Origin of the sequence: Frigoribacterium endophyticum (genome assembly GCF_011759585.1) — a bacterium.
Lineage (GTDB): Bacteria > Actinomycetota > Actinomycetes > Actinomycetales > Microbacteriaceae > Frigoribacterium > Frigoribacterium endophyticum.
The window spans coordinates 30,275-48,462 of sequence record NZ_JAAOYV010000003.1 but is presented as its reverse complement, the minus strand read 5'-3'; the positions used below and the strand labels follow the sequence as shown (position 1 = coordinate 48,462).

Annotated in this window: 20 protein-coding genes; 14 read left to right on the top strand and 6 right to left on the bottom strand. The window is 72.7% G+C overall.

All coding sequences use genetic code 11. The annotated features are described in order from the left end of the window. Window positions 1-117 precede the first annotated feature (117 nt). Genes purB through FHR77_RS14665 form a run of 3 tightly spaced genes read right to left on the bottom strand, consistent with a single transcriptional unit; the run spans window position 118 to window position 2,407 of the window. A complete protein-coding gene (gene purB, locus FHR77_RS14675; RefSeq protein ID WP_167261528.1) occupies window positions 118-1,500 on the bottom strand; it encodes an adenylosuccinate lyase in 1,383 nt (460 codons plus the stop codon). Beyond that, the gene (locus FHR77_RS14670; protein ID WP_056058661.1) at window positions 1,497-2,003 is read right to left on the bottom strand and encodes a low molecular weight protein-tyrosine-phosphatase; all 507 of its coding nucleotides are present in this window, start codon (window positions 2,001-2,003) and stop codon (window positions 1,497-1,499) included. Before FHR77_RS14670 ends, purB begins: the two co-directional genes overlap by 4 nt. After that, window positions 2,000-2,407 (bottom strand): phage holin family protein, encoded by a 408-nt coding sequence (locus tag FHR77_RS14665; protein WP_056058658.1) that lies wholly within the window; start codon window positions 2,405-2,407, stop codon window positions 2,000-2,002. Before FHR77_RS14665 ends, FHR77_RS14670 begins: the two co-directional genes overlap by 4 nt. 71 nt (window positions 2,408-2,478) lie before the next feature. Here FHR77_RS14665 and FHR77_RS14660 point away from each other — a divergent pair, with 71 nt between their 5' ends. From FHR77_RS14660 to FHR77_RS14600, 13 genes are all read left to right on the top strand, one after another. Continuing rightward, the gene (locus FHR77_RS14660) at window positions 2,479-3,549 is read left to right on the top strand and encodes a histidinol-phosphate transaminase (protein WP_341777403.1); all 1,071 of its coding nucleotides are present in this window, start codon (window positions 2,479-2,481) and stop codon (window positions 3,547-3,549) included. Window positions 3,550-3,579: 30 nt separating this feature from the next. Beyond that, window positions 3,580-4,737, top strand: coding sequence for a thiamine pyrophosphate-dependent dehydrogenase E1 component subunit alpha (locus FHR77_RS14655; RefSeq protein ID WP_167261525.1), 1,158 nt, complete (start codon window positions 3,580-3,582; stop codon window positions 4,735-4,737). Between the two features lie 74 nt (window positions 4,738-4,811). Continuing rightward, a complete protein-coding gene (locus FHR77_RS14650; RefSeq protein ID WP_056059303.1) occupies window positions 4,812-5,777 on the top strand; it encodes an alpha-ketoacid dehydrogenase subunit beta in 966 nt (321 codons plus the stop codon). A gap of 82 nt (window positions 5,778-5,859) precedes the next feature. Then, window positions 5,860-7,386 (top strand): dihydrolipoamide acetyltransferase family protein, encoded by a 1,527-nt coding sequence (locus FHR77_RS14645; protein ID WP_167261523.1) that lies wholly within the window; start codon window positions 5,860-5,862, stop codon window positions 7,384-7,386. A gap of 72 nt (window positions 7,387-7,458) precedes the next feature. Beyond that, entirely contained in the window at window positions 7,459-8,472 is a 1,014-nt protein-coding gene (locus tag FHR77_RS14640; RefSeq protein WP_167261521.1) for a metal ABC transporter solute-binding protein, Zn/Mn family, read from the top strand. Next, window positions 8,469-9,347, top strand: a complete 879-nt coding sequence (locus tag FHR77_RS14635) for a metal ABC transporter ATP-binding protein (RefSeq protein ID WP_167261519.1) — start codon at window positions 8,469-8,471, stop codon at window positions 9,345-9,347. Before FHR77_RS14640 ends, FHR77_RS14635 begins: the two co-directional genes overlap by 4 nt. Beyond that, window positions 9,344-10,255 carry a metal ABC transporter permease gene (locus FHR77_RS14630; protein ID WP_167261517.1) on the top strand — a complete coding sequence of 304 codons (912 nt, stop codon included), beginning with the start codon at window positions 9,344-9,346 and terminating at the stop codon, window positions 10,253-10,255. Before FHR77_RS14635 ends, FHR77_RS14630 begins: the two co-directional genes overlap by 4 nt. 7 nt (window positions 10,256-10,262) lie before the next feature. After that, window positions 10,263-10,694, top strand: a complete 432-nt coding sequence (locus tag FHR77_RS14625) for a Fur family transcriptional regulator (RefSeq protein ID WP_056059296.1) — start codon at window positions 10,263-10,265, stop codon at window positions 10,692-10,694. 195 nt (window positions 10,695-10,889) lie between these two features. After that, window positions 10,890-11,126, top strand: coding sequence for a 50S ribosomal protein L28 (gene rpmB / locus FHR77_RS14620; RefSeq protein ID WP_056058641.1), 237 nt, complete (start codon window positions 10,890-10,892; stop codon window positions 11,124-11,126). Then, window positions 11,126-11,293, top strand: coding sequence for a 50S ribosomal protein L33 (rpmG, locus tag FHR77_RS14615; RefSeq protein ID WP_043595944.1), 168 nt, complete (start codon window positions 11,126-11,128; stop codon window positions 11,291-11,293). The genes rpmB and rpmG overlap by 1 nt, the downstream gene beginning before the upstream one ends. A gap of 2 nt (window positions 11,294-11,295) precedes the next feature. Continuing rightward, window positions 11,296-11,601 (top strand): 30S ribosomal protein S14, encoded by a 306-nt coding sequence (gene rpsN, locus FHR77_RS14610; RefSeq protein WP_056058637.1) that lies wholly within the window; start codon window positions 11,296-11,298, stop codon window positions 11,599-11,601. 105 nt (window positions 11,602-11,706) lie between these two features. Next, complete coding sequence (locus tag FHR77_RS14605; RefSeq protein ID WP_043595940.1) at window positions 11,707-11,994, top strand: HU family DNA-binding protein; 288 nt, start codon at window positions 11,707-11,709, stop codon at window positions 11,992-11,994. A 137-nt stretch (window positions 11,995-12,131) separates the two neighbouring features. Continuing rightward, window positions 12,132-14,114: a bifunctional copper resistance protein CopD/cytochrome c oxidase assembly protein gene (locus FHR77_RS14600; protein ID WP_167261515.1), complete on the top strand. Its 1,983-nt coding sequence runs from the start codon at window positions 12,132-12,134 to the stop codon at window positions 14,112-14,114. Between the two features lie 83 nt (window positions 14,115-14,197). Here FHR77_RS14600 and FHR77_RS14595 read toward each other — a convergent pair whose 3' ends face one another. Together FHR77_RS14595 and FHR77_RS14590 are read right to left on the bottom strand one after the other, a co-directional pair. Next, window positions 14,198-15,247 (bottom strand): LLM class flavin-dependent oxidoreductase, encoded by a 1,050-nt coding sequence (locus FHR77_RS14595; RefSeq protein WP_056058631.1) that lies wholly within the window; start codon window positions 15,245-15,247, stop codon window positions 14,198-14,200. A gap of 82 nt (window positions 15,248-15,329) precedes the next feature. Continuing rightward, on the bottom strand, window positions 15,330-15,998 hold the full coding sequence (locus FHR77_RS14590) for an HD domain-containing protein (RefSeq protein WP_167261513.1): 669 nt from the start codon (window positions 15,996-15,998) through the stop codon (window positions 15,330-15,332). 95 nt (window positions 15,999-16,093) lie between these two features. On the opposite strand from FHR77_RS14590, the gene FHR77_RS14585 reads away from it, so the two are divergent. Next, on the top strand, window positions 16,094-17,068 hold the full coding sequence (locus tag FHR77_RS14585) for a GlxA family transcriptional regulator (RefSeq protein WP_341777402.1): 975 nt from the start codon (window positions 16,094-16,096) through the stop codon (window positions 17,066-17,068). Here FHR77_RS14585 and FHR77_RS14580 read toward each other — a convergent pair. Next, window positions 17,065-18,087: a LacI family DNA-binding transcriptional regulator gene (locus tag FHR77_RS14580; protein WP_056058627.1), complete on the bottom strand. Its 1,023-nt coding sequence runs from the start codon at window positions 18,085-18,087 to the stop codon at window positions 17,065-17,067. The genes FHR77_RS14585 and FHR77_RS14580 overlap by 4 nt on opposite strands. Between the last annotated feature and the right edge of the window lie 101 nt (window positions 18,088-18,188).

The following is an 18,188-nucleotide window of genomic DNA, read 5'->3' as shown; positions in this document are numbered from 1 at the left end:
CGGGTCGCCGTCCTCACCGGCGGGCCCTCGCGGACCCGCCCAGGAGGACAGGAACCCGCCGCACCCCCAGAGCTCGAGGGAGTGGGCGGGTCGCCGCCCTCGCGGGCGGGCTGCGGGCTACGCCAGGCGGTCGACGAGCTGCGACGCGATGCCGGTGTAGCCGGCGGGGGTGAGCGCCACGAGGCGCGCCTTCGCCTCGGTGCCGATGTCGAGCCCCTCGACGAAGGCCACGAGCTCGGCCTGGCCGACCCGGCGGCCTCGGGTGAGCTCCTTGAGCATCGCGTACGGGTCGGCGATCGACGAGCGACCGGCGACGACCTCGGCGCGGACGACCGTCTGGATCGCCTCGCCGAGCACCTCCCAGTTGCCCTCGAGGTCGGCCTCGAGCGCGGCGGTGCCGACGGCGATCTCGCCGAGCCCGCGGCGCAGGTTGTCGAGGGCCAGCATCGAGTGGCCGAAGGCGACTCCGATGTTGCGCTGCGTCGACGAGTCGGTGAGGTCGCGCTGCTGGCGCGAGGTGACGAGCGTCGCGGCGAGCGAGTCGAGCAGGGCGCACGAGAGCTCGAGGTTGGCCTCGGCGTTCTCGAACCGGATCGGGTTGATCTTGTGCGGCATCGTCGACGAGCCGGTCGAGCCCGCGATCGGGATCTGGGTGAAGTACCCCATCGAGATGTAGGTCCAGATGTCGGTCGCGAGGTTGTGCAGCACCCGGTTGACGTGAGCCACCCGCGAGTAGAGCTCGGCCTGCCAGTCGTGCGACTCGATCTGGGTGGTCAGCGGGTTCCAGGTGAGGCCGAGGCGCTCCTCGACGAACTCGCGCGAGACCTCGGGCCAGTCGGCCGAGGGGTCGGCGACGACGTGGGCAGAGAAGGTGCCGGTGGCGCCGCTGAACTTGCCGAGGTACTCGGTGCCCTCGATCTGCGCGCGGAGGCGCCGGAGGCGGTGCACGAAGACCGCGAACTCCTTGCCGACGGTCGTCGGGGTCGCGGGCTGGCCGTGGGTGTGGGCCAGCATGGGCACGTCGCGGGCCTCCGTCGCCCAGCCGGCGAGCGCCTCCTGCACGGCGTCGAACGCGGGCAGCCAGACCTCGGTCACGGCCTGCTTCACGGTGAGGGCGTACGAGAGGTTGTTGATGTCCTCGCTGGTGCACGCGAAGTGCGTCAGCTCGGCGATGCCGTCGAGGCCGAGGTCGGCGAGACGGGCGCGCACGTAGTACTCGACGGCCTTGACGTCGTGGCGGGTGGTGGCCTCGAGGCCGGCGAGCTCGTCGATGGCCTCCTGCCCGAAGTCGGTGACGACGGCGCGCAGCGCGGTCTTCTGCCCCTCGTCGAGCGGAGACGAGCCGAAGGCGCGGCGGTCGGTCTGGGCGATCAGCCACTCGACCTCGACGTGCACCCGCGCCCGGTTGAGGCCGGCCTCGCTGAGGTGGTCGCCGAGCAGGCCGACGGAGGCGCGGTACCGGCCGTCGAGGGGGCTGAGGGGCTGAGGGGGCAACGTCATGAGGGTCCCTTGCGGAGTGCGGGTTCGATCTGGCGGAAGAGGGCGGTGCAGGCACGCTCGACCATCGCGAGCACGCTGTCGAACATCGCGGGGTCGGAGTAGTAGGGGTCGGGCACGTCGGTGCCGACGGGCTCGCCTCCGCTCGCCCGGTCGAACGACAGCAGCAGCTGCACCTTCGACCGGTCGGCCTCGTTCGTCGCCCACGACCGCAGCACCCGCTCGTGACCCCTGTCCAACGCGACCACGAGGTCGTAGCGCGCGAAGTCGGCGGTCTCGAACTGCCTCGCCCGGTGCCGCTGACCATCGTAGCCGCGGGCCGCGAGGGCACTGACGGTGCGCGGGTCGGCCCCCTCGCCGACGTGCCAGTCGCCCGTGCCGGCCGAGGTCACCTCGAGGGCGTCGCCCAGCCCGGCGCGGCGCGCGACCTCGCGCAGCACGATCTCCGCCATGGGCGACCGGCAGATGTTGCCGGTGCAGACGAAGCAGACGCGGAAGCGGTTCACCGCCGACGGTCGCGCGGCTCGACGACGGGCCGCACGACGATGCCGATCAGCCAGGCGACGATCGCGAGCACGAGGGCCCCGAGCACGCCCCACCAGAAGCCGTCGACCTGCAGGCCGAACCCGATGACGTCGGAGACCGCGGCGACGATCACCAGCAGGAGCCCGTTGACGATCAGCGAGAGCAGGCCGAGCGTGAGCACGTAGAGGGGGAAGGCGACCACGCGGATGACGGTGCCGACGACGCCGTTGACGACGCCGAAGATCAGGGCGACGAGGAGGTAGGTGAGCACCGTCTCGGTCGTGCCCTCCGACCCGTACGCGTCGACGCTCACCCCCGAGACCAGTGACGTGGTCGCCCAGAGGGCGAGGGCGTTGATCAGCAGCCGCACGACGAATCGGGTCATGGCCCCATCATGCCGACCCCGCCCCGCGCGCGGTAGTCGCCGACCGCCTCCGCCCGCCCTAAGGTGGCCGGGTGACCAGTCCCGTGCGCCTCCGCCCCGAGATCGCGGCGCTGCCGCCCTACCGCCAGGGGAAGCAGGCCGCCGCCGACGCGTTCAAGCTGTCGTCGAACGAGAACCCCTTCGAGCCGCTGCCCGGCGTCGTCGAGGCCCTGCGCGGCGCGGTCGCCGTCAACCGGTACCCCGACGCCAGCGCCTCCGCCCTCCGCGCAGCCCTGGCCGACAAGTGGGGCGTCACCACCGACGAGGTGCACGTCGGCGCCGGCTCGGTGTCGCTGCTCAACCAGTTCGTGCTCGCCGCCGCCGCCCCCGGCGACGAGGTCGTCTACGCCTGGCGCTCGTTCGAGGCCTACCCGGGCATCGTCACCGTCTCGGGCGCGACGAGCGTGCCGGTGCCGCTGCGGGCCGACGGCAGCCACGACCTCGACGCCATGGCCGCCGCCGTCACCGACCGCACCCGCCTCGTCATCGTCTGCTCGCCCAACAACCCGACCGGCACGACCGTGAGCACCCACGACTTCGAGACGTTCATGGCCGCGGTGCCGAGCGACCTCCTCGTCGTGCTCGACGAGGCCTACGCCGAGTTCGTGACGGCCGACGACGCCGTCCGCGGCGGGTCGCTCACCGAGCGCCACCCCAACCTCGTCGTGCTGCGCACCTTCTCGAAGGCGTACGGGCTGGCGGCCCTCCGCGTCGGGTACGCGATCGGCGCCTCCTCGGTGCTCGACGCCGCCCGCGCGACCGCCATCCCCCTCTCGGTCACCGAGCAGGGCCAGGCCGCCGCGCTCGCCTCGCTCGAGCTCGAGGGCGAGCTGCTCGAGCGGGTCGCCCGCCTCGCGACCCTGCGCGACCAGGTGCGCCAGGCCCTGCTCGACCAGGGCTGGTCGGTGCCCGACGCCCAGGGCAACTTCGTCTGGCTCGCCACCGGCGACGACACCGCCCGCGCGGCCGAGGTGTTCGACCGGCACGGCATCGTCGTGCGCGCCTTCGCCCCGGAGGGCCTCCGCATCACGATCGGCGAGCCCGCGTCGGTCGACGGGCTGCTGCGCGCGGCGCGCGAGCTGCGCGGCGACACATCCTCCTGACGGCATGTGGGCCTGAGTAGATTGGACCCCATGTCCTCCACCGAAGCGGGCCGCGACGTGACGACGATCCAGCTGCTGAGCCCCACGGGCGAGCGGGTCGACTCCGACGCCTCGGCCGAGTTCCAGCCCTACGTCGACGCGCTCACCGACGACCAGCTGCGCGCGTTCCACCGCGACATGGTGCTGACCCGGCGCTTCGACGTCGAGGCCGCCGCCCTCGCCCGCCAGGGCCAGCTCGCCCTCTGGGTGCCGAGCCACGGCCAGGAAGGCGCCCAGATCGGTCTCGCGCACGCGACCCGCCCGCAGGACCACCTCTTCCCGTCGTACCGCGAGCACGCCGTCGCGCTCAGCCGCGGCGTCGACCCCGTCGACATCCTGCGCCTGCTGCGCGGCCACACGCACGGCGGCTGGAACCCGGCCGAGCACCACAACTTCCACGTGTACACGCTCGTGATCGGCTCGCAGACCCTGCACGCCACGGGCTACGCGATGGGCCTCACGCTCGACGGCAAGGCCGGCACCGGAGACGTCGAGACCGACCAGGCCGTCGTCACGTTCTTCGGCGACGGCGCGACCAGCCAGGGCGACGTCAGCGAGGCGCTGGTCTTCGCCGCGAGCTTCCAGACGCCCGAGCTGTTCTTCCTGCAGAACAACCAGTGGGCGATCAGCGTGCCGGTCTCGCGGCAGTCCCGCACGCCGCTCGTCCACCGCGCGGGCGGCTTCGGCATCCCCGGCACCCAGATCGACGGCAACGACGTGCTCGCCTCGTACGCCGTCAGCCGCCGCGACCTCGACGCCGCTCGCACTGGCGGCGGCCCCCGCTTCATCGAGGCGATGACCTACCGCGTCGGCGCGCACACCTCCTCCGACGACCCCACGAAGTACCGCACCGACGACGAGCTGCAGGGCTGGATCGCCCGAGACCCGATCGCCCGCTTCGAGACCTACCTGAAGGGCCTCGGCGAGACCGACGCCTTCCTCGCCGAGCTCGCCGTGGAGTGCGACGACCTCGGTGCCGACATCCGCCGCCGCACCACCACGCTGCCGAAGCCCGAGATCGGCCTCATGTTCGACCACGTCTACAGCGAGCCGCACCCGCTGATGGCCGAGCAGAAGGAGTGGCTGGCCCGCTACGAGCAGTCGTTCGGCCCGGCCGCCGACGCACCCACCGACGGAGCACGTTCATGACCGACACCGCTGACCGCACCGAGACCGCGACCGCGGCCGGCGTCGACGACCCGACCCGCGACTCCCGAGTGTCCATGCCGCTCGGCAAGGCGATCACCGCCGGCCTCCGCAAGGCCATGGCCGACGACCCGCGCGTGCTGCTCATGGGCGAGGACATCGGCACGCTCGGCGGCGTCTTCCGTGTCACCGAGGGCCTGCAGGCCGAGTTCGGGGCGAGCCGGGTTATCGACACCCCGCTCGCCGAGTCGGGCATCGTCGGCACCGCGATCGGCCTCGCCATGGGCGGATTCCGACCCGTCTGCGAGATCCAGTTCGACGGCTTCATCTACCCGGGCTTCGACCAGATCACCTCGCAGCTCGCCAAGATGACCAACCGGCACGAGGGCGACCTGCAGATGCCCGTCGTCATCCGCGTGCCCTACGGCGGGCACATCGGCGCGGTCGAGCACCACCAGGAGAGCCCCGAGGCGTACTTCGCGCACACCGCGGGCCTCCGGGTCGTCAGCCCGAGCACGCCGCACGACGCCTACTGGATGATCCAGGAGGCCGTCGCCTCGAACGACCCGGTGATGTTCTTCGAGCCGAAGAGCCGCTACTGGCCCAAGGGCGAGGTCGACCTCAGCGACCCGCAGGCGCCGCTGCACGCCAGCCGCGTCGTGCGGACCGGCACCGAGGTGACACTGCTGGGCCACGGCGCCATGGTGAGCGTGCTGCTGCAGGCCGCCGAGATCGCCGCCGCCGAGGGCATCTCGGTCGAGGTCGTCGACCTGCGCTCGCTGTCGCCCGTCGACTACGGCCCGATCCTCGAGTCGGTGCGCAAGACCGGCCGCCTCGTCGTCGCGCAGGAGGCCCCCGGGTTCGTCAGCGTCGGCTCCGAGATCGCCGCGACCGTCGCCGAGAAGGCGTTCTACTCGCTCGAGGCGCCGGTGCTGCGCGTCAGCGGCTTCGACACGCCCTTCCCGCCCGCCAAGCTCGAGACCCTGTACCTGCCCGACGCCGACCGGGTCCTCGAGGCCGTCGACCGGGCGCTCGCGTACTGAGCGTCCGCCCCCCGGCGCGCCCGCCGCGCGCCGCTCCGCACCCCGGGCCCCCGCCCCACCGCGTCACGAGGAGTCACCCCGCATGAGTTCAGAGTTCGCCCTCCCCGACGTCGGCGAGGGCCTCACCGAGGCTGAGATCGTCGAGTGGAAGGTCGCCGCGGGCGACACCGTGGCGATCAACCAGGTGCTCGTCGAGATCGAGACCGCCAAGTCGCTCGTCGAGCTGCCCTCGCCGTTCGCCGGCGTGGTCGAGAGCATCCTCGTCAGCTCGGGCGACACCGTCGACGTCGGCACCCCGATCATCACCATCGGCGACGGCACCGCACCGACCACCCCCGGCGACCGCGCCGCCCAGGCCGAGTCGCTCGAGTCGGGCGGCATGGCCCGCACCGCGCAGATCATCGCGCAGGAGGAGGAGGCCCTCTCCGAGCAGCGGGCCCGCCACCTCGAGAACGCGGTCGACCCGGTCGCCGTCAGCGCGCCTCCGGCCGCTCCCGCTCCCGCCGCGCCTGCAGGAGTCGCGGTGCAGGCCCCGGCCGCGGTCGCCGCCCCGGCGGCCCCCGCCGCCTCCGCCCCCGTGGCCGACGACAGCGGCTCCGGCGCCGTGCTCGTGGGCTACGGCGCCGCCGGCGGCCACGGCCAGACGCGTCGTCGCCAGCCCAGCAAGGGGCAGGTCGACGCGCGCCAGCTGCGCATCGCCGAGCAGGGCCGTCGCCGCCCCGCGACCTCGGTGCCCGCCGCGCAGGCGCTGCCGATCATCGCCAAGCCGCCGATCCGCAAGCTCGCGAAGGATCTCGAGGTCGACCTCACGCTCGTCCAGCCCACCGGCCTCGCCGGCGAGGTGACCCGCGACGACGTCATCCGCCACGCCAAGCAGGCGAGCGTCTTCCGCAACATCGAGACGCCCGAGTGGGGCGAGGAGCGCGTCGAGCGGATCCCGGTCAAGGGCGTCCGGAAGGCGATCGCCGCCGCGATGACGTCGTCGGCCTACACGGCCCCGCACGTCAGCCTGTTCGTCGACGTCGACGCCACCCGCACGATGGAGTTCGTCAAGCGCCTCAAGGCGTCGCCGCAGTTCGCCGGCGTCAAGGTCTCGCCGCTGCTGATCATGGCGAAGGCGATCATCTGGGCCGTGCGCCGCAACCCGATGGTCAACTCGGCCTGGACCGACCGCGAGATCCTCGTGCGGCACTTCGTCAACCTCGGCATCGCTGCGGCCACGCCGCGCGGGCTGATCGTGCCGAACGTCAAGGAGGCCCAGTCGATGAGCCTGCTCGAGCTGGCCCAGGCCCTCGAGCAGCTGACCCTGACGGCCCGCGACGGCAAGACGACCCCGGCTGACATGCGCGACGGCACGATCACCATCACGAACATCGGCGTCTTCGGCATGGACACCGGCACGCCCATCCTCAACCCCGGCGAGGTGGCCATCGTCGCGCTCGGCACGATCAAGCCCAAGGCCTGGGTCGTCGACGGCGAGGTGCGCTCGCGCATGGTCACGACGATCGGCGCGAGCTTCGACCACCGCGTGGTCGACGGCGACGTCGCCAGCCGCTTCGTGGCCGACGTCGCGAGCGTGCTCGAGGAGCCGGCGCTGCTGCTCGACTGAGCGCGGGCCCGGGGAGGCGACCCGCGCCTCCTCGTTTTGACAATCATTATCAGTAGCAATAGCGTGGCCGTCATGACCTCGCGACGCGCCCTGCCCCTCCTCGCCCTGCCCGCCGCCGCGGCCCTCGTGCTCGCCGGCTGCTCGGGCGGCGACCAGGGCGCGGGCGCGCCGACCGCCGACGACGGCATCTCGATCGTCGCCTCGACGAACGTCTACGGCGACATCGCCAAGACCGTGGGCGGCGATGATGTCGACGTCACCAGCGTGATCAGCGACGCCTCGCAGGACCCGCACTCGTTCGAGGCCGACGCCCGCACGCAGCTCGCCGTCTCGAAGGCCGACGTCGTCATCGAGAACGGCGGCGGCTACGACGACTTCGTCGACACGCTCGTCGACGCCAGCGGCACGAGCGCGACCGTGCTGAACGCGGTCGAGATCTCCGGGCTCGACCCCGACGACGCGGCCGGCCACTCCGACGACGAGCACGCCGGTGACGAGCACGGCGACGAGGCGAGCGACGAGGCCACCGCCGGGGGCGACGACCACGGTCACGACCACGGCGAGTTCAACGAGCACGTCTTCTACAGCCTGCCGAGCATGGCCGCGCTCGCGACGGCGATCGCCGACGAGCTGGGCAGCCTCGACCCCTCGAACGCCGACGCCTACACCGCGAACGCCGAGTCGTTCGGCGAGCAGATCGCCGACCTGGAGGCGCAGGCGGCGGAGGTCGAGACCGCCCACGGTGGCGAGTCGGTCGCCTACACCGAGCCCGTGCCCGGCTACCTCTTCGACGCCATGGGGCTCGAGAACGTGACCCCGGACGCCTTCTCCGAGGCGATCGAGGAGGGCACCGACGTCTCCCCCGCCGTCCTCAACGAGACCCTCCAGCTCTTCTCGGGCGGCAGCGTCGACCTCCTCGCCTACAACGAGCAGACCTCGAGCCCCGAGACCGAGCAGGTCGAGACGGCGGCCACCGACGCCGGCGTCGCGATCGTGCCGGTCACGGAGCTGCTCCCGTCGGGGGATGATTACGTCTCGTGGCAGCAGAGCAACATCGACGCGATCAAGGCGGCACTCGACCAGTGACACCCGGCCCCACCGACTCCCCCGTCGCCGCCGCCCCCGCCCCCTCGGGCACGGGCGGCGGCGACGCCGTGCTGCGCCTCCGCGACGCGGGCGTGCGGTTCGGCGACCGCGTGCTGTGGCAGGGGCTCGACCTCGACGTCGCGCCGGGCGAGTTCGTCGCCGTGCTGGGGCCGAACGGCGCGGGCAAGACCACCATGCTCCGGACGATCCTCGGCCAGCAGCAGCTCACCAGCGGCAGCATCGAGTTCCTCGGCCAGGCCGTCGGCCGCGGCCACCGCCGCATCGGCTACGTGCCGCAGCAGCGCCTGATGGAGTCGGGCACGCCGCTCCGCACCCGCGACATGATCGCGCTCGGCGTCACGGGCCACCGCTGGGGGCTCCGCCGGGAGTCGGCGGCCGAACGCGCTGCCGTCGACCGCCTCGTCGAGGAGGTGGGCGCCGCCTCCTTCGCCTCCGCGCCGGTCGCGACCCTGTCGGGCGGCGAGCAGCAGCGCGCCCGCGTCGGGCAGGCACTCGCCGCCGACCCCGCCCTGCTGCTCTGCGACGAGCCGCTGATCTCGCTCGACCTGCGCCACCAGCGCGGCGTCACCGAGCTCATCGACCGCCAGCGCCGGGCCCGCGACGCCGCGGTCGTGTTCGTCACGCACGACGTCAACCCCATCCTCGACGTGGTCGACCGGGTGCTCTACCTCGCCGGCGGCTCGTTCCGCGTCGGCACGCCCGACGAGGTGCTGCGCGCCGACGTGCTGTCGGAGCTGTACGGCACCCCGGTCGACGTGATCCGCACCATGGGCCGCATCGTGATCGTCGGCGGCCACGGCCACGACGACCACCACGTCGACGAGCCCGCCGACGACGAGGGAGGAGATCGATGACCGACCTCTGGTCGCAATTGTTCTCGTTCCAGGACTTCGGCGAGCTCGTCGTGCTGGTGCGCAACTCGATCATCGCCGGGGCCGTGCTCGGCCTCGTCGGAGGGCTCATCGGCCCGTTCGTCGTGACGCGCAACCTGCCCTTCGCGGTGCACGGCATCAGCGAGCTGTCGTTCGCCGGCGCCTCCGCGGCGCTCCTGCTCGGCGCGAACGTCGTCGGGGGCTCCCTCGTCGGCAGCGTCGTCGCGGCGATGCTGATCGGGCTGCTCGGTGCCCGCGCCCGGGAGCGGAACTCGATCATCGCGGTGCTGATGCCGTTCGGGCTGGGCCTCGGCATCCTCTTCCTCGCGCTCTACAAGGGCCGCTCGGCCAACAAGTTCGGCCTGCTCACCGGGCAGATCGTGTCGGTCGACAATCCTCAGCTCGGCTGGCTCGTCGGCATCTCGGCCGTGGTGATCGTCGTGCTGCTCGTCATCTGGCGGCCCCTGACCTTCGCGAGCGTCGACCCCGACGTCGCCGCCGCCGCCGGCGTGCCGGTGCGCGCGCTCGGGCTGCTGTTCATGCTCGTGCTCGGGCTCGCCGTCGCCGTGTCGGTGCAGGTGATCGGGGCGCTGCTCGTGCTGTCGCTGCTCGTCACCCCGGCCGCGGCCGCCCTGCGCGTGACCGTGAACCCTCGGCTCGTGCCGCTGCTCAGCGTGGCCTTCGCCGTGACCTCGGTCGTCGGCGGGATCCTGCTCGCCCTCGGCGGCGGGCTGCCGATCAGCCCCTACGTGACGACGATCTCGTTCGCCATCTGGCTCGTCTGCCGCGTCGTCGGCCGGGGCCGGGAGCGCGCGGGGTCGCGCGGCGGGGCGACGCCCAGCCGACGCCGAGGCACGCCGGTACCCTCGACACCGACGAAGGAGGCCTGACGTGGTCGTGAAGCGCAACACCTGGCAGCGGGAGGCCGTGCGCGAGGCGCTCGGCAGCAGCGAGGGCTTCGTCAGCGCGCAGTCCCTGCACACCCAGCTCCGCGACTCCGGCTCCCCGATCGGGCTGGCGACCGTCTACCGAGCGCTCTCCGACCTGGCCGCCGACGGCTCGGCCGACTCGCTGCAGCAGGAGGGCGAGAGCCTCTACCGCGCCTGCACGCCGGGCACGCACCACCACCACCTCATCTGTCGCGTCTGTGGCACCACGGTCGAGATCGAGGCCGACGCGGTCGAGACCTGGGCCCGTCAGGTCGCCGCGCAGCACGGCTTCACCGAGGCGCAGCACATCGTCGACGTCTTCGGCCTGTGCGCGGCCTGCTCGGCCGAGAAGGCCGCCGGGCGCGACCCCGTCGTGACGCGGGGCGGTCTCCGCAGTTGACCCCGGCCGGGCGTGTCGCGTAGGCTCTCCCTTTGGTTGGGCGCTATCTGCGCCCATGTGCACCGCCCCCCAGCACCATCCGCCCGGTCTCACGACCGAGCACCGCCCGGTCTCACGATCGGGCAGGGGGACCGGCGCGCCGACAAGTGACCTTGGGTAGGGGCTCCGGCTCCTACGGTACCTACGGAGGAAACCATGGCAGCAACCTGCCAGGTGACCGGAGCCATCCCCGGTTTCGGCCACAACATCTCGCACTCGCACCGACGCACCAAGCGTCGTTTCGACCCCAACATCCAGAAGAAGACGTACTACGTGCCGTCGCTTCGTCGCAACGTCACCCTGCAGCTCAGCGCCAAGGGCATCAAGGTGATCGACGCTCGTGGCATCGAGAAGGTCGTCAAGGACCTCCTCGCGCGTGGGGAGAAGATCTGATGGCACGTCAGCAGGACGTTCGTCCCATCATCAAGCTCCGCTCGACGGCGGGCACCGGCTTCACGTACGTGACCAAGAAGAACCGTCGCAACAACCCCGATCGCCTCGTGCTGAAGAAGTACGACCCCGTGATCCGCAAGCACGTCGAATTCCGCGAGGAGCGCTAACCATGGCCAAGAAGAGCAAGATCGCCAAGAACGACCAGCGCGCCGTCATCGTCGCTCGCTACGCCGAGAAGCGTCTCGAGCTGAAGAAGGCCCTCGTCGACCCCGCCGGCACCGACGAGAGCCGCGAGGCCGCTCGTCTCGGCCTGCAGAAGCTGCCCCGCGACGCGTCGCCGGTCCGCCTCCGCAACCGCGACGCGATCGACGGTCGCCCCCGTGGCCACCTCAAGGAGTACGGCATCAGCCGTGTCCGCTTCCGCGACATGGCACACCGAGGCGAGCTTCCGGGCATCACGAAGTCTTCCTGGTAGGTTCGAGCCGTTTCCCCGGGGCCTCGGCCCCGGGGGGCCCGAACTCCACGGGCACGGTGGACACCGTGCCTCGTCTCACCGAACGAAGTCCGAGGAGGACACCACATGGCTGACAAGTCACTGAACCGCACCGAGCTCGTCGCAGCTGTCGCTTCCGAGTCCGGCCAGAGCCAGGCCGCCGTCAGCGGCGTCGTCGACGCGTTCTTCTCCGTCGTCTCGAAGTCGGTCGCCGACGGCACCAAGGTGACCATCCCCGGCTGGATCGCCTTCGAGAAGACCCACCGCGCCGCCCGCACGGGCCGCAACCCGCAGACGGGCGAGGCCCTCGAGATCGCCGCGAGCGACTCGGTCAAGGTCAGCGCCGGCAGCAAGCTCAAGGCTGCGGTCAAGTAGTCCTCCGCTCCTCACGGAGCACCCCGGAAGGGGCGGCGACCTCGGTCGCCGCCCCTTCCGTGCGTCCGGCGGCGGGTCGCTCGTCGCCGAGCGATCGGCCGCCGACTCCCAGTCGACCCGACCTAAGCTAGGCCTCGATGACCAGGATCACCCGCGCCTCCGGTCCCGCACTGCTCGTGCTGGTGGCGTTCCTCTCGCTGCTGGCGGCCCTGCAGTTCGGCGGCGCGGCAGACGCGCCGCTCGTCGTCGACCCCGGCGAGGCCGTCCGGTGGGGGCTGCCCATCGCGAAGATGCTGAACAACGTCACCGCCGCGGTCACCATCGGCACGCTCTTCCTCACCTGCTTCGCGCTGTCGCGGAAGGAGGCCGAGTTCGAACGGGCCATGGACATCGCCGCGGGCGCCGCCGGGGCCTGGACCGTCGCCTCCGCCGCCACCGCCTTCTTCACCTTCCTCAGCGTCGCCAACGTGCCGGTCACCTTCGACGACCAGTTCGGCCGCACGCTCGCCTTCTTCCTCACGAACACCGAGCTCGGCGTCGCCTGGCTGACCACGACCCTCATCGCCGCCGGCGTCACGGTGCTCGCCTTCGCGCTGCGGAACATCTGGTCGCTCGTCGCCCTGACGCTGCTGGCCATGGGCGGGCTCATCCCCATCGCCCAGCAGGGCCACGCCGCCGGCGCGAGCGGGCACGACGCCGCCGTGACCGACCTCGCCCTCCACCTCGAGGGCGCCTCGGTCTGGCTCGGCGGGCTCGTCGCCCTGGTGCTGCTGCGCCCCACGCTCGAGAAGGGCCGCATCGGCGTCGTCCTCGCCCGCTACTCGACCGTCGCGATCATCTGCTTCGTCGTCGTCGCGGTCTCCGGCGTCGGCAGCGCAGCCCTCCGCCTGGGCGACTGGGCCGCCCTCACCACCGGCTACGGCGTGCTGGTGCTCGTCAAGACCCTCGCCCTCGTGGCCCTGGGCCTCTTCGGCGTCGTCCAGCGCCGCTGGCTCGTCGCGCGCATGTCGACGCACCCCGCGGCGACCAACCGCTTCTTCTGGTGGTTCGTCTCGGCCGAGCTCGCCTTCATGGGCCTCGCCTCGGGCGTGGCCGCGGCCCTCGGCCGCACGGCCACGCCGGTCGAGCAGGTCGTCGCGACCGACCTCGCCGACCCGACGCCCGCCGAGATCCTCACCGAGGAGGTGCTGCCGCGTGAGCTGACCCCGCTGCGGTACCTCACGGAGTGGAACCCGGACCTGCTCTGGGCCCTGCTCTGCGCCTTCGGCATCTTCTTCTACGTGGCCGGCGTCGTCCGGCTGCGGCGCCGCGGCGACCAGTGGTCGCTCGGCCGCACCGTGTCGTGGATCACCGGCCTCGTCGTGCTCTTCTACATCACCTGCGGCGCCCCGAACGTCTACGAGGAGTACCTCTTCAGCATGCACATGCTGGCGCACATGGCGCTCGGCATGGTCGTGCCGGTGCTGCTCGTGCCGGGAGCGCCCGTCACGCTGGCGCTGCGCGCGATCCGCAAGCGACAGGACGGCACGCGGGGCCCCCGCGAGTGGATCATGGTCCTGGTGCACTCGACGTACGCCCACGTCATCAGCAACCCGATCGTCTCGGCGGTGCTCTTCGCCGGCTCGCTCTTCGTCTTCTACTACACGTCGCTGTTCAGCTGGGCCACGACGACCCACCTCGGGCACTACTGGATGATCGTGCACTTCCTGATCGTCGGGTACCTCTTCGTGCAGTCGATGATCGGCATCGACCCGGTCAAGGGCCGCCTGCCCTACCCGATGCGGCTGCTGGTGCTGCTCGCGACGATGGCGTTCCACGCCTTCTTCGGCTTGAGCATCATGACGAGCACGTCGCTCTTCCTCGCCGACTGGTACGGCGCCATGGGCCGCACCTGGGGCGCGACGCCGGTGGCCGACCAGTACGCGGCGGGCGGCATCGCCTGGAGCGTCGGCGAGATCCCCACCGTCTCGCTGGCGATCGCCGTCGCGATCATGTGGAGCCGCAGCGACAGCCGCGAGGCCAAGCGCAAGGACCGCCAGGCCGAGCGCGACGGCGACGCCGAGCTCGACGCGTACAACGAGCAGCTCGGGGCGCTGGCGCGGAGCGACCGCCGGGGCTGAGCGCTCCCCGACGGCCGACACCGCGCCTCCCGCCAACCCTCTCGCCGGCGCGGCAGTGGGGCACGCCGGAGGCGCGGCGTTCGCTAGGCGAGCATCTCGCGCACCAGGGGAACCACCTTCGTGCCGTACAGCTCGATGCTGCGCATCATCGCCTCGTGCGGCAGGCGCCCCATGCTGTAGCGCATGTCGAAGCGCGTCGCGCCGAGCAGCGCCATGTTCCCCGCGATCTTCGCCGCGACCGTCTCGGGCGAGCCGACGTAGAGGGCGCCGTCGGGGCCGGCGCTCTGCTCGTACTGCGCGCGCGAGTAGGGGGGCCAGCCGCGCTCGCGACCGAGCTGGTTCGTCTGCGCCTCCTGGTACGGGTACAGCAGCTCCTTCGCCTCGTCGTCGGTCTCGAGCACGAAGCCGGGCGAGTGCATCGCGATGGGCTGCGGCTCCTTGCCGAACTCGGTCAGGGCCCGACGGTAGAGGTCGGCGTAGGGCGCGAACTGGGCGGGCTGGCCGCCGATGATGGCGAGGAAGAGCGGCAGGCCGTAGTGCGCGGCGCGGATCACCGACTGCGGCGACCCGCCGACGCCGACCCAGGTCTTCAGGGTGCCGCTCTCGGGGCGCGGGTAGACCCACTGCTCGCTGAGGGCGCCGCGCTTCGTGCCCGTCCAGGTGACGGGCTCGTCCTTCAGCAGCTCGGCGAAGAGCTGGATCTTCTCCTCGAAGAGCACCTCGTAGTCCTGCAGGTCGAGGCCGAAGAGCGGGAACGACTCGGTGAACGAGCCGCGCCCGAGGATGACCTCGGCCCGCCCGTTCGACAGGGCGTCGACGGTGGCGAAGCGCTCGTAGACCCGGACGGGGTCGTCGCTGCTGAGCACGGTCACGGCCGAGCCCATGCGGATCGTCTCGGTGCGCGCCGCGATGGCCGCGAGCACGACCTCGGGGGCGCTGACGGCGAAGTCGACGCGGTGGTGCTCGCCGACGCCGATGAAGTCGAGGCCGACCTGGTCGGCGAGCACGGCCTGGTCGACCAGGTCGCGGATCGACTGCGCGTGCGAGACGAGCTGGCCGGCGTCGGCGGCCCCGGCCGGGCGCTCGGTGACGTCGCCGAAGGTGTCGAGTCCGAACTCGAGGGGGTGTGCCATGGGGTGCGCTCCATTTCCATGCGTTTGCATCATGCTAGCGGGGCAACCCGGGGAGGCGCCTCCCCATTCCGACGGATCGCACTCAGCCGCCGAGGCGGTCGAGCGGGACCCCGCCGAGGCGGTCGAGCGGGTTCTCCGCGAGCCGGCGGGTGATGCCCGAGCGGACGGCGCGGCCCGCCTCGGTCGCCGGCTTGCGGTGCGCCTGGGCGGCGATCGCGACGCCGAACTCCGCCGCGAAGCCCGTGCGCGGCACCCGCTCGACGAGGGCCGCGACGAACGCGGGCTCCCAGTCGTCGCCGCCCACCCCGCTGACGTCGAGGCTCGTGGCCCGCTCGAGCAGGTGCCCCTCGGCGTCGAGCTCGGCCGGCACCGCCGGCCACATGTGGCGCACGACGACCTCGCCGAGGCGCCGCTGGCGGTCGTCGTCCCAGCCCGCGCCCGCGGCGAAGACGCGCGCCACGTCGCCGCCCGCCCGCTCGAAGGCGACCTCGTGGCTGTCGAACGACGCGACGAGGCCGAGGTCGTGCAGCAGCGACGCGGCGTAGAGCAGCTCCGCGTCGAAGGCCACCCCCTCGCGGCGCCCGAGCTCGGCCGCGAGCACCCACGACCGCTCGCTGTGGCCGACCAGGGCGGCGGAGGCGTGGGCGGCCGCCACGGCGCGCGAGCGCGCGGCCACGACGGTGGGAGGCGCGAGCAGCTGCTCGACGCGGGCGGCGGCGTCGGCGGGGGCGGGGGCGGGGGCGGAGGTCATGCAGCGACCCTACGAGTGGACACGGGCGCCGACGAGTGGCAGCATCGCCACGAGACGCACCGTTCCTGCCAAGCACGACCACCTCGAGGAGACCCGTGGAGCCCCTGACCGTCGCCACCCTCGTCGCCGACGGCGTCGCCCCCTTCGAGTTCGGGGTGCTCTGCGAGGTCTTCGGCCTCGACCGCCGCGCCGCCGGCGGCCCCGCCTTCGAGCACCGGGTCGTCACCGAGCGCCCCGGCCTCGTGCGCACGAACCAGGGCTTCTCGATCACGGTCGAGCTGGGGCTCGACGCCGCCGAGGGCGCCGACGTCATCTGCGTGCCCGCCCTCGGCACCGGCCCCGACGCACTCTCCCCCGCGGCCCTCGACCTGATCCGCCGCGCCGAGGCCCGCGGCGCGTGGCTGATCAGCGTCTGCAGCGGCGCCTTCGTGCTCGCGGCGGCGGGCGTGCTCGACGGCCGCCGCGCCACCACGCACTGGATGTACGCCGACCGCCTCGCCGCCGAGCACCCCGCCGTCACGGTCGACCCCGACGTGCTCTTCGTCGAGGACCGCCGCGTCATCACCGGGGCCGGCACCGCGGCCGGCATCGACGCCTGCCTGCACTTCGTCCGCCGGGTGGCCGGCGCCGCCGCCGCGAACGTCGTCGCCCGGCGCATGGTGGTGCCCCCGCACCGCGACGGCGGCCAGAGCCAGTTCATCGAGTCCCCGCTGCCGGCCGAGCCCGACACCTCGCTCGCTCCCCTCACGGCGTGGGTGCTCGAGCACCTCGACGAGGAGCTCCCGGTGGAGTCGCTGGCCGCGCGGGTGCACATGTCGCCGCGGACGTTCGCCCGGCGCTTCCGGGCCGAGCGGGGCACGACGCCGGCGGCCTGGGTGACGAGGCAGCGCCTCCTGCGGGCCCAGCAGCTGCTCGAGACGACGTCGCTCGGGCTCGACGCGATCGCGGCGAGCGTCGGCTTCGGGTCGTCGGCCGTACTGCGGCACCACTTCGGGCGCGTGCTGGGCACGACGCCGCGGGCGTACCGGGCGACGTTCGCCGGGCGCGCGCCGCTGCGGCAGGCCGGCTAGGCGGCTGCGGCGGGCGCCGGCGCCGCCGTGCTCTCGCGCCGCACCAGGTACGTCGCGAGGTCGAGCCGGGTCGGCCGCCCCGCGGTGCCGCCGAGCACGAGCCGCGTCGCCTCCTGCGCCATCTCGCGCAGCGGCTGGTGCACGGTGGTGAGGCGGGGACTCGTCCACTCGGCGAGCGGCAGGTCGTCGTAGCCGACGACGGAGAGGTCGTCGGGCACGGCGAGGCCGAGCGAGCGGGCCGCGTCGAAGACGCCCAGCGCCTGGAGGTCGCTGCCCGCGAAGATCGCGGTGGGGGGCTCGGGCAGCCGGAGCATCCGCATCGCCGCCTCGCGGCCGCCGCCGACCTGGAAGTCGCCGAACGCGACGTGCCGCTCGTCGACGGCGACGCCCGCGGCGCCCATCGCCGAGCGGTAGCCGTCGAGCCGGGCGAGCGAGCACATCATGTCGTCGGGGCCGGTGATCGCGGCGATCCGCCGGTGGCCGAGCTCGAGCAGGTGCCGGGTGGCGGCCATGCCGCCCGACCAGTTGGCCGAGCCCACCGAGGGCACGTCGGGCGCGGGGTCGCCGGCGGGGTCGACGATCACGAAGGGGATGTCGCGCGAGCGCAGCTGGGCGGTCTGCGACTCCCCCAGGTCGGAGAAGACCAGCACCACGCCGGCCGGTCGACGGCGCAGCACCCCGTCGACCCAGCCCGCGTCGGGCGAGTGCCGGTCGCCGCTCTGGGTGAGCACGACGCTGAGCCCGCGAGCGCGGGCGACGTCCTCCACGCCGCGGATGATCTCGAGCGCCCAGGCCGAGTCGAGCTCGTGGAAGACCAGCTCGACGAGGGTGGACGACCGGGAGGGCGAGGGCCGGCGGCGGTAGCCGCGGTCCTCGAGCAGGGCCTCGACGCGGGCGCGGGTGCTCGCCGATACATCCGCCCGCGCGTTCAACACTTTCGAGATCGTCGACAGCGAGACCCCGGCCTCGTCGGCCACCTCGGCCAGCGTCGTCCGGGGTGCGGCGTCGAGCTCGTCCATCCGGTGATCGTAGCTGGCGGTCGACGACGCCCGCCATTTGTGGTCTGCGACAACCTATTGACCTCGGGGGCGCCTCCTGCCTATGCTTCGACCGTCCGGCA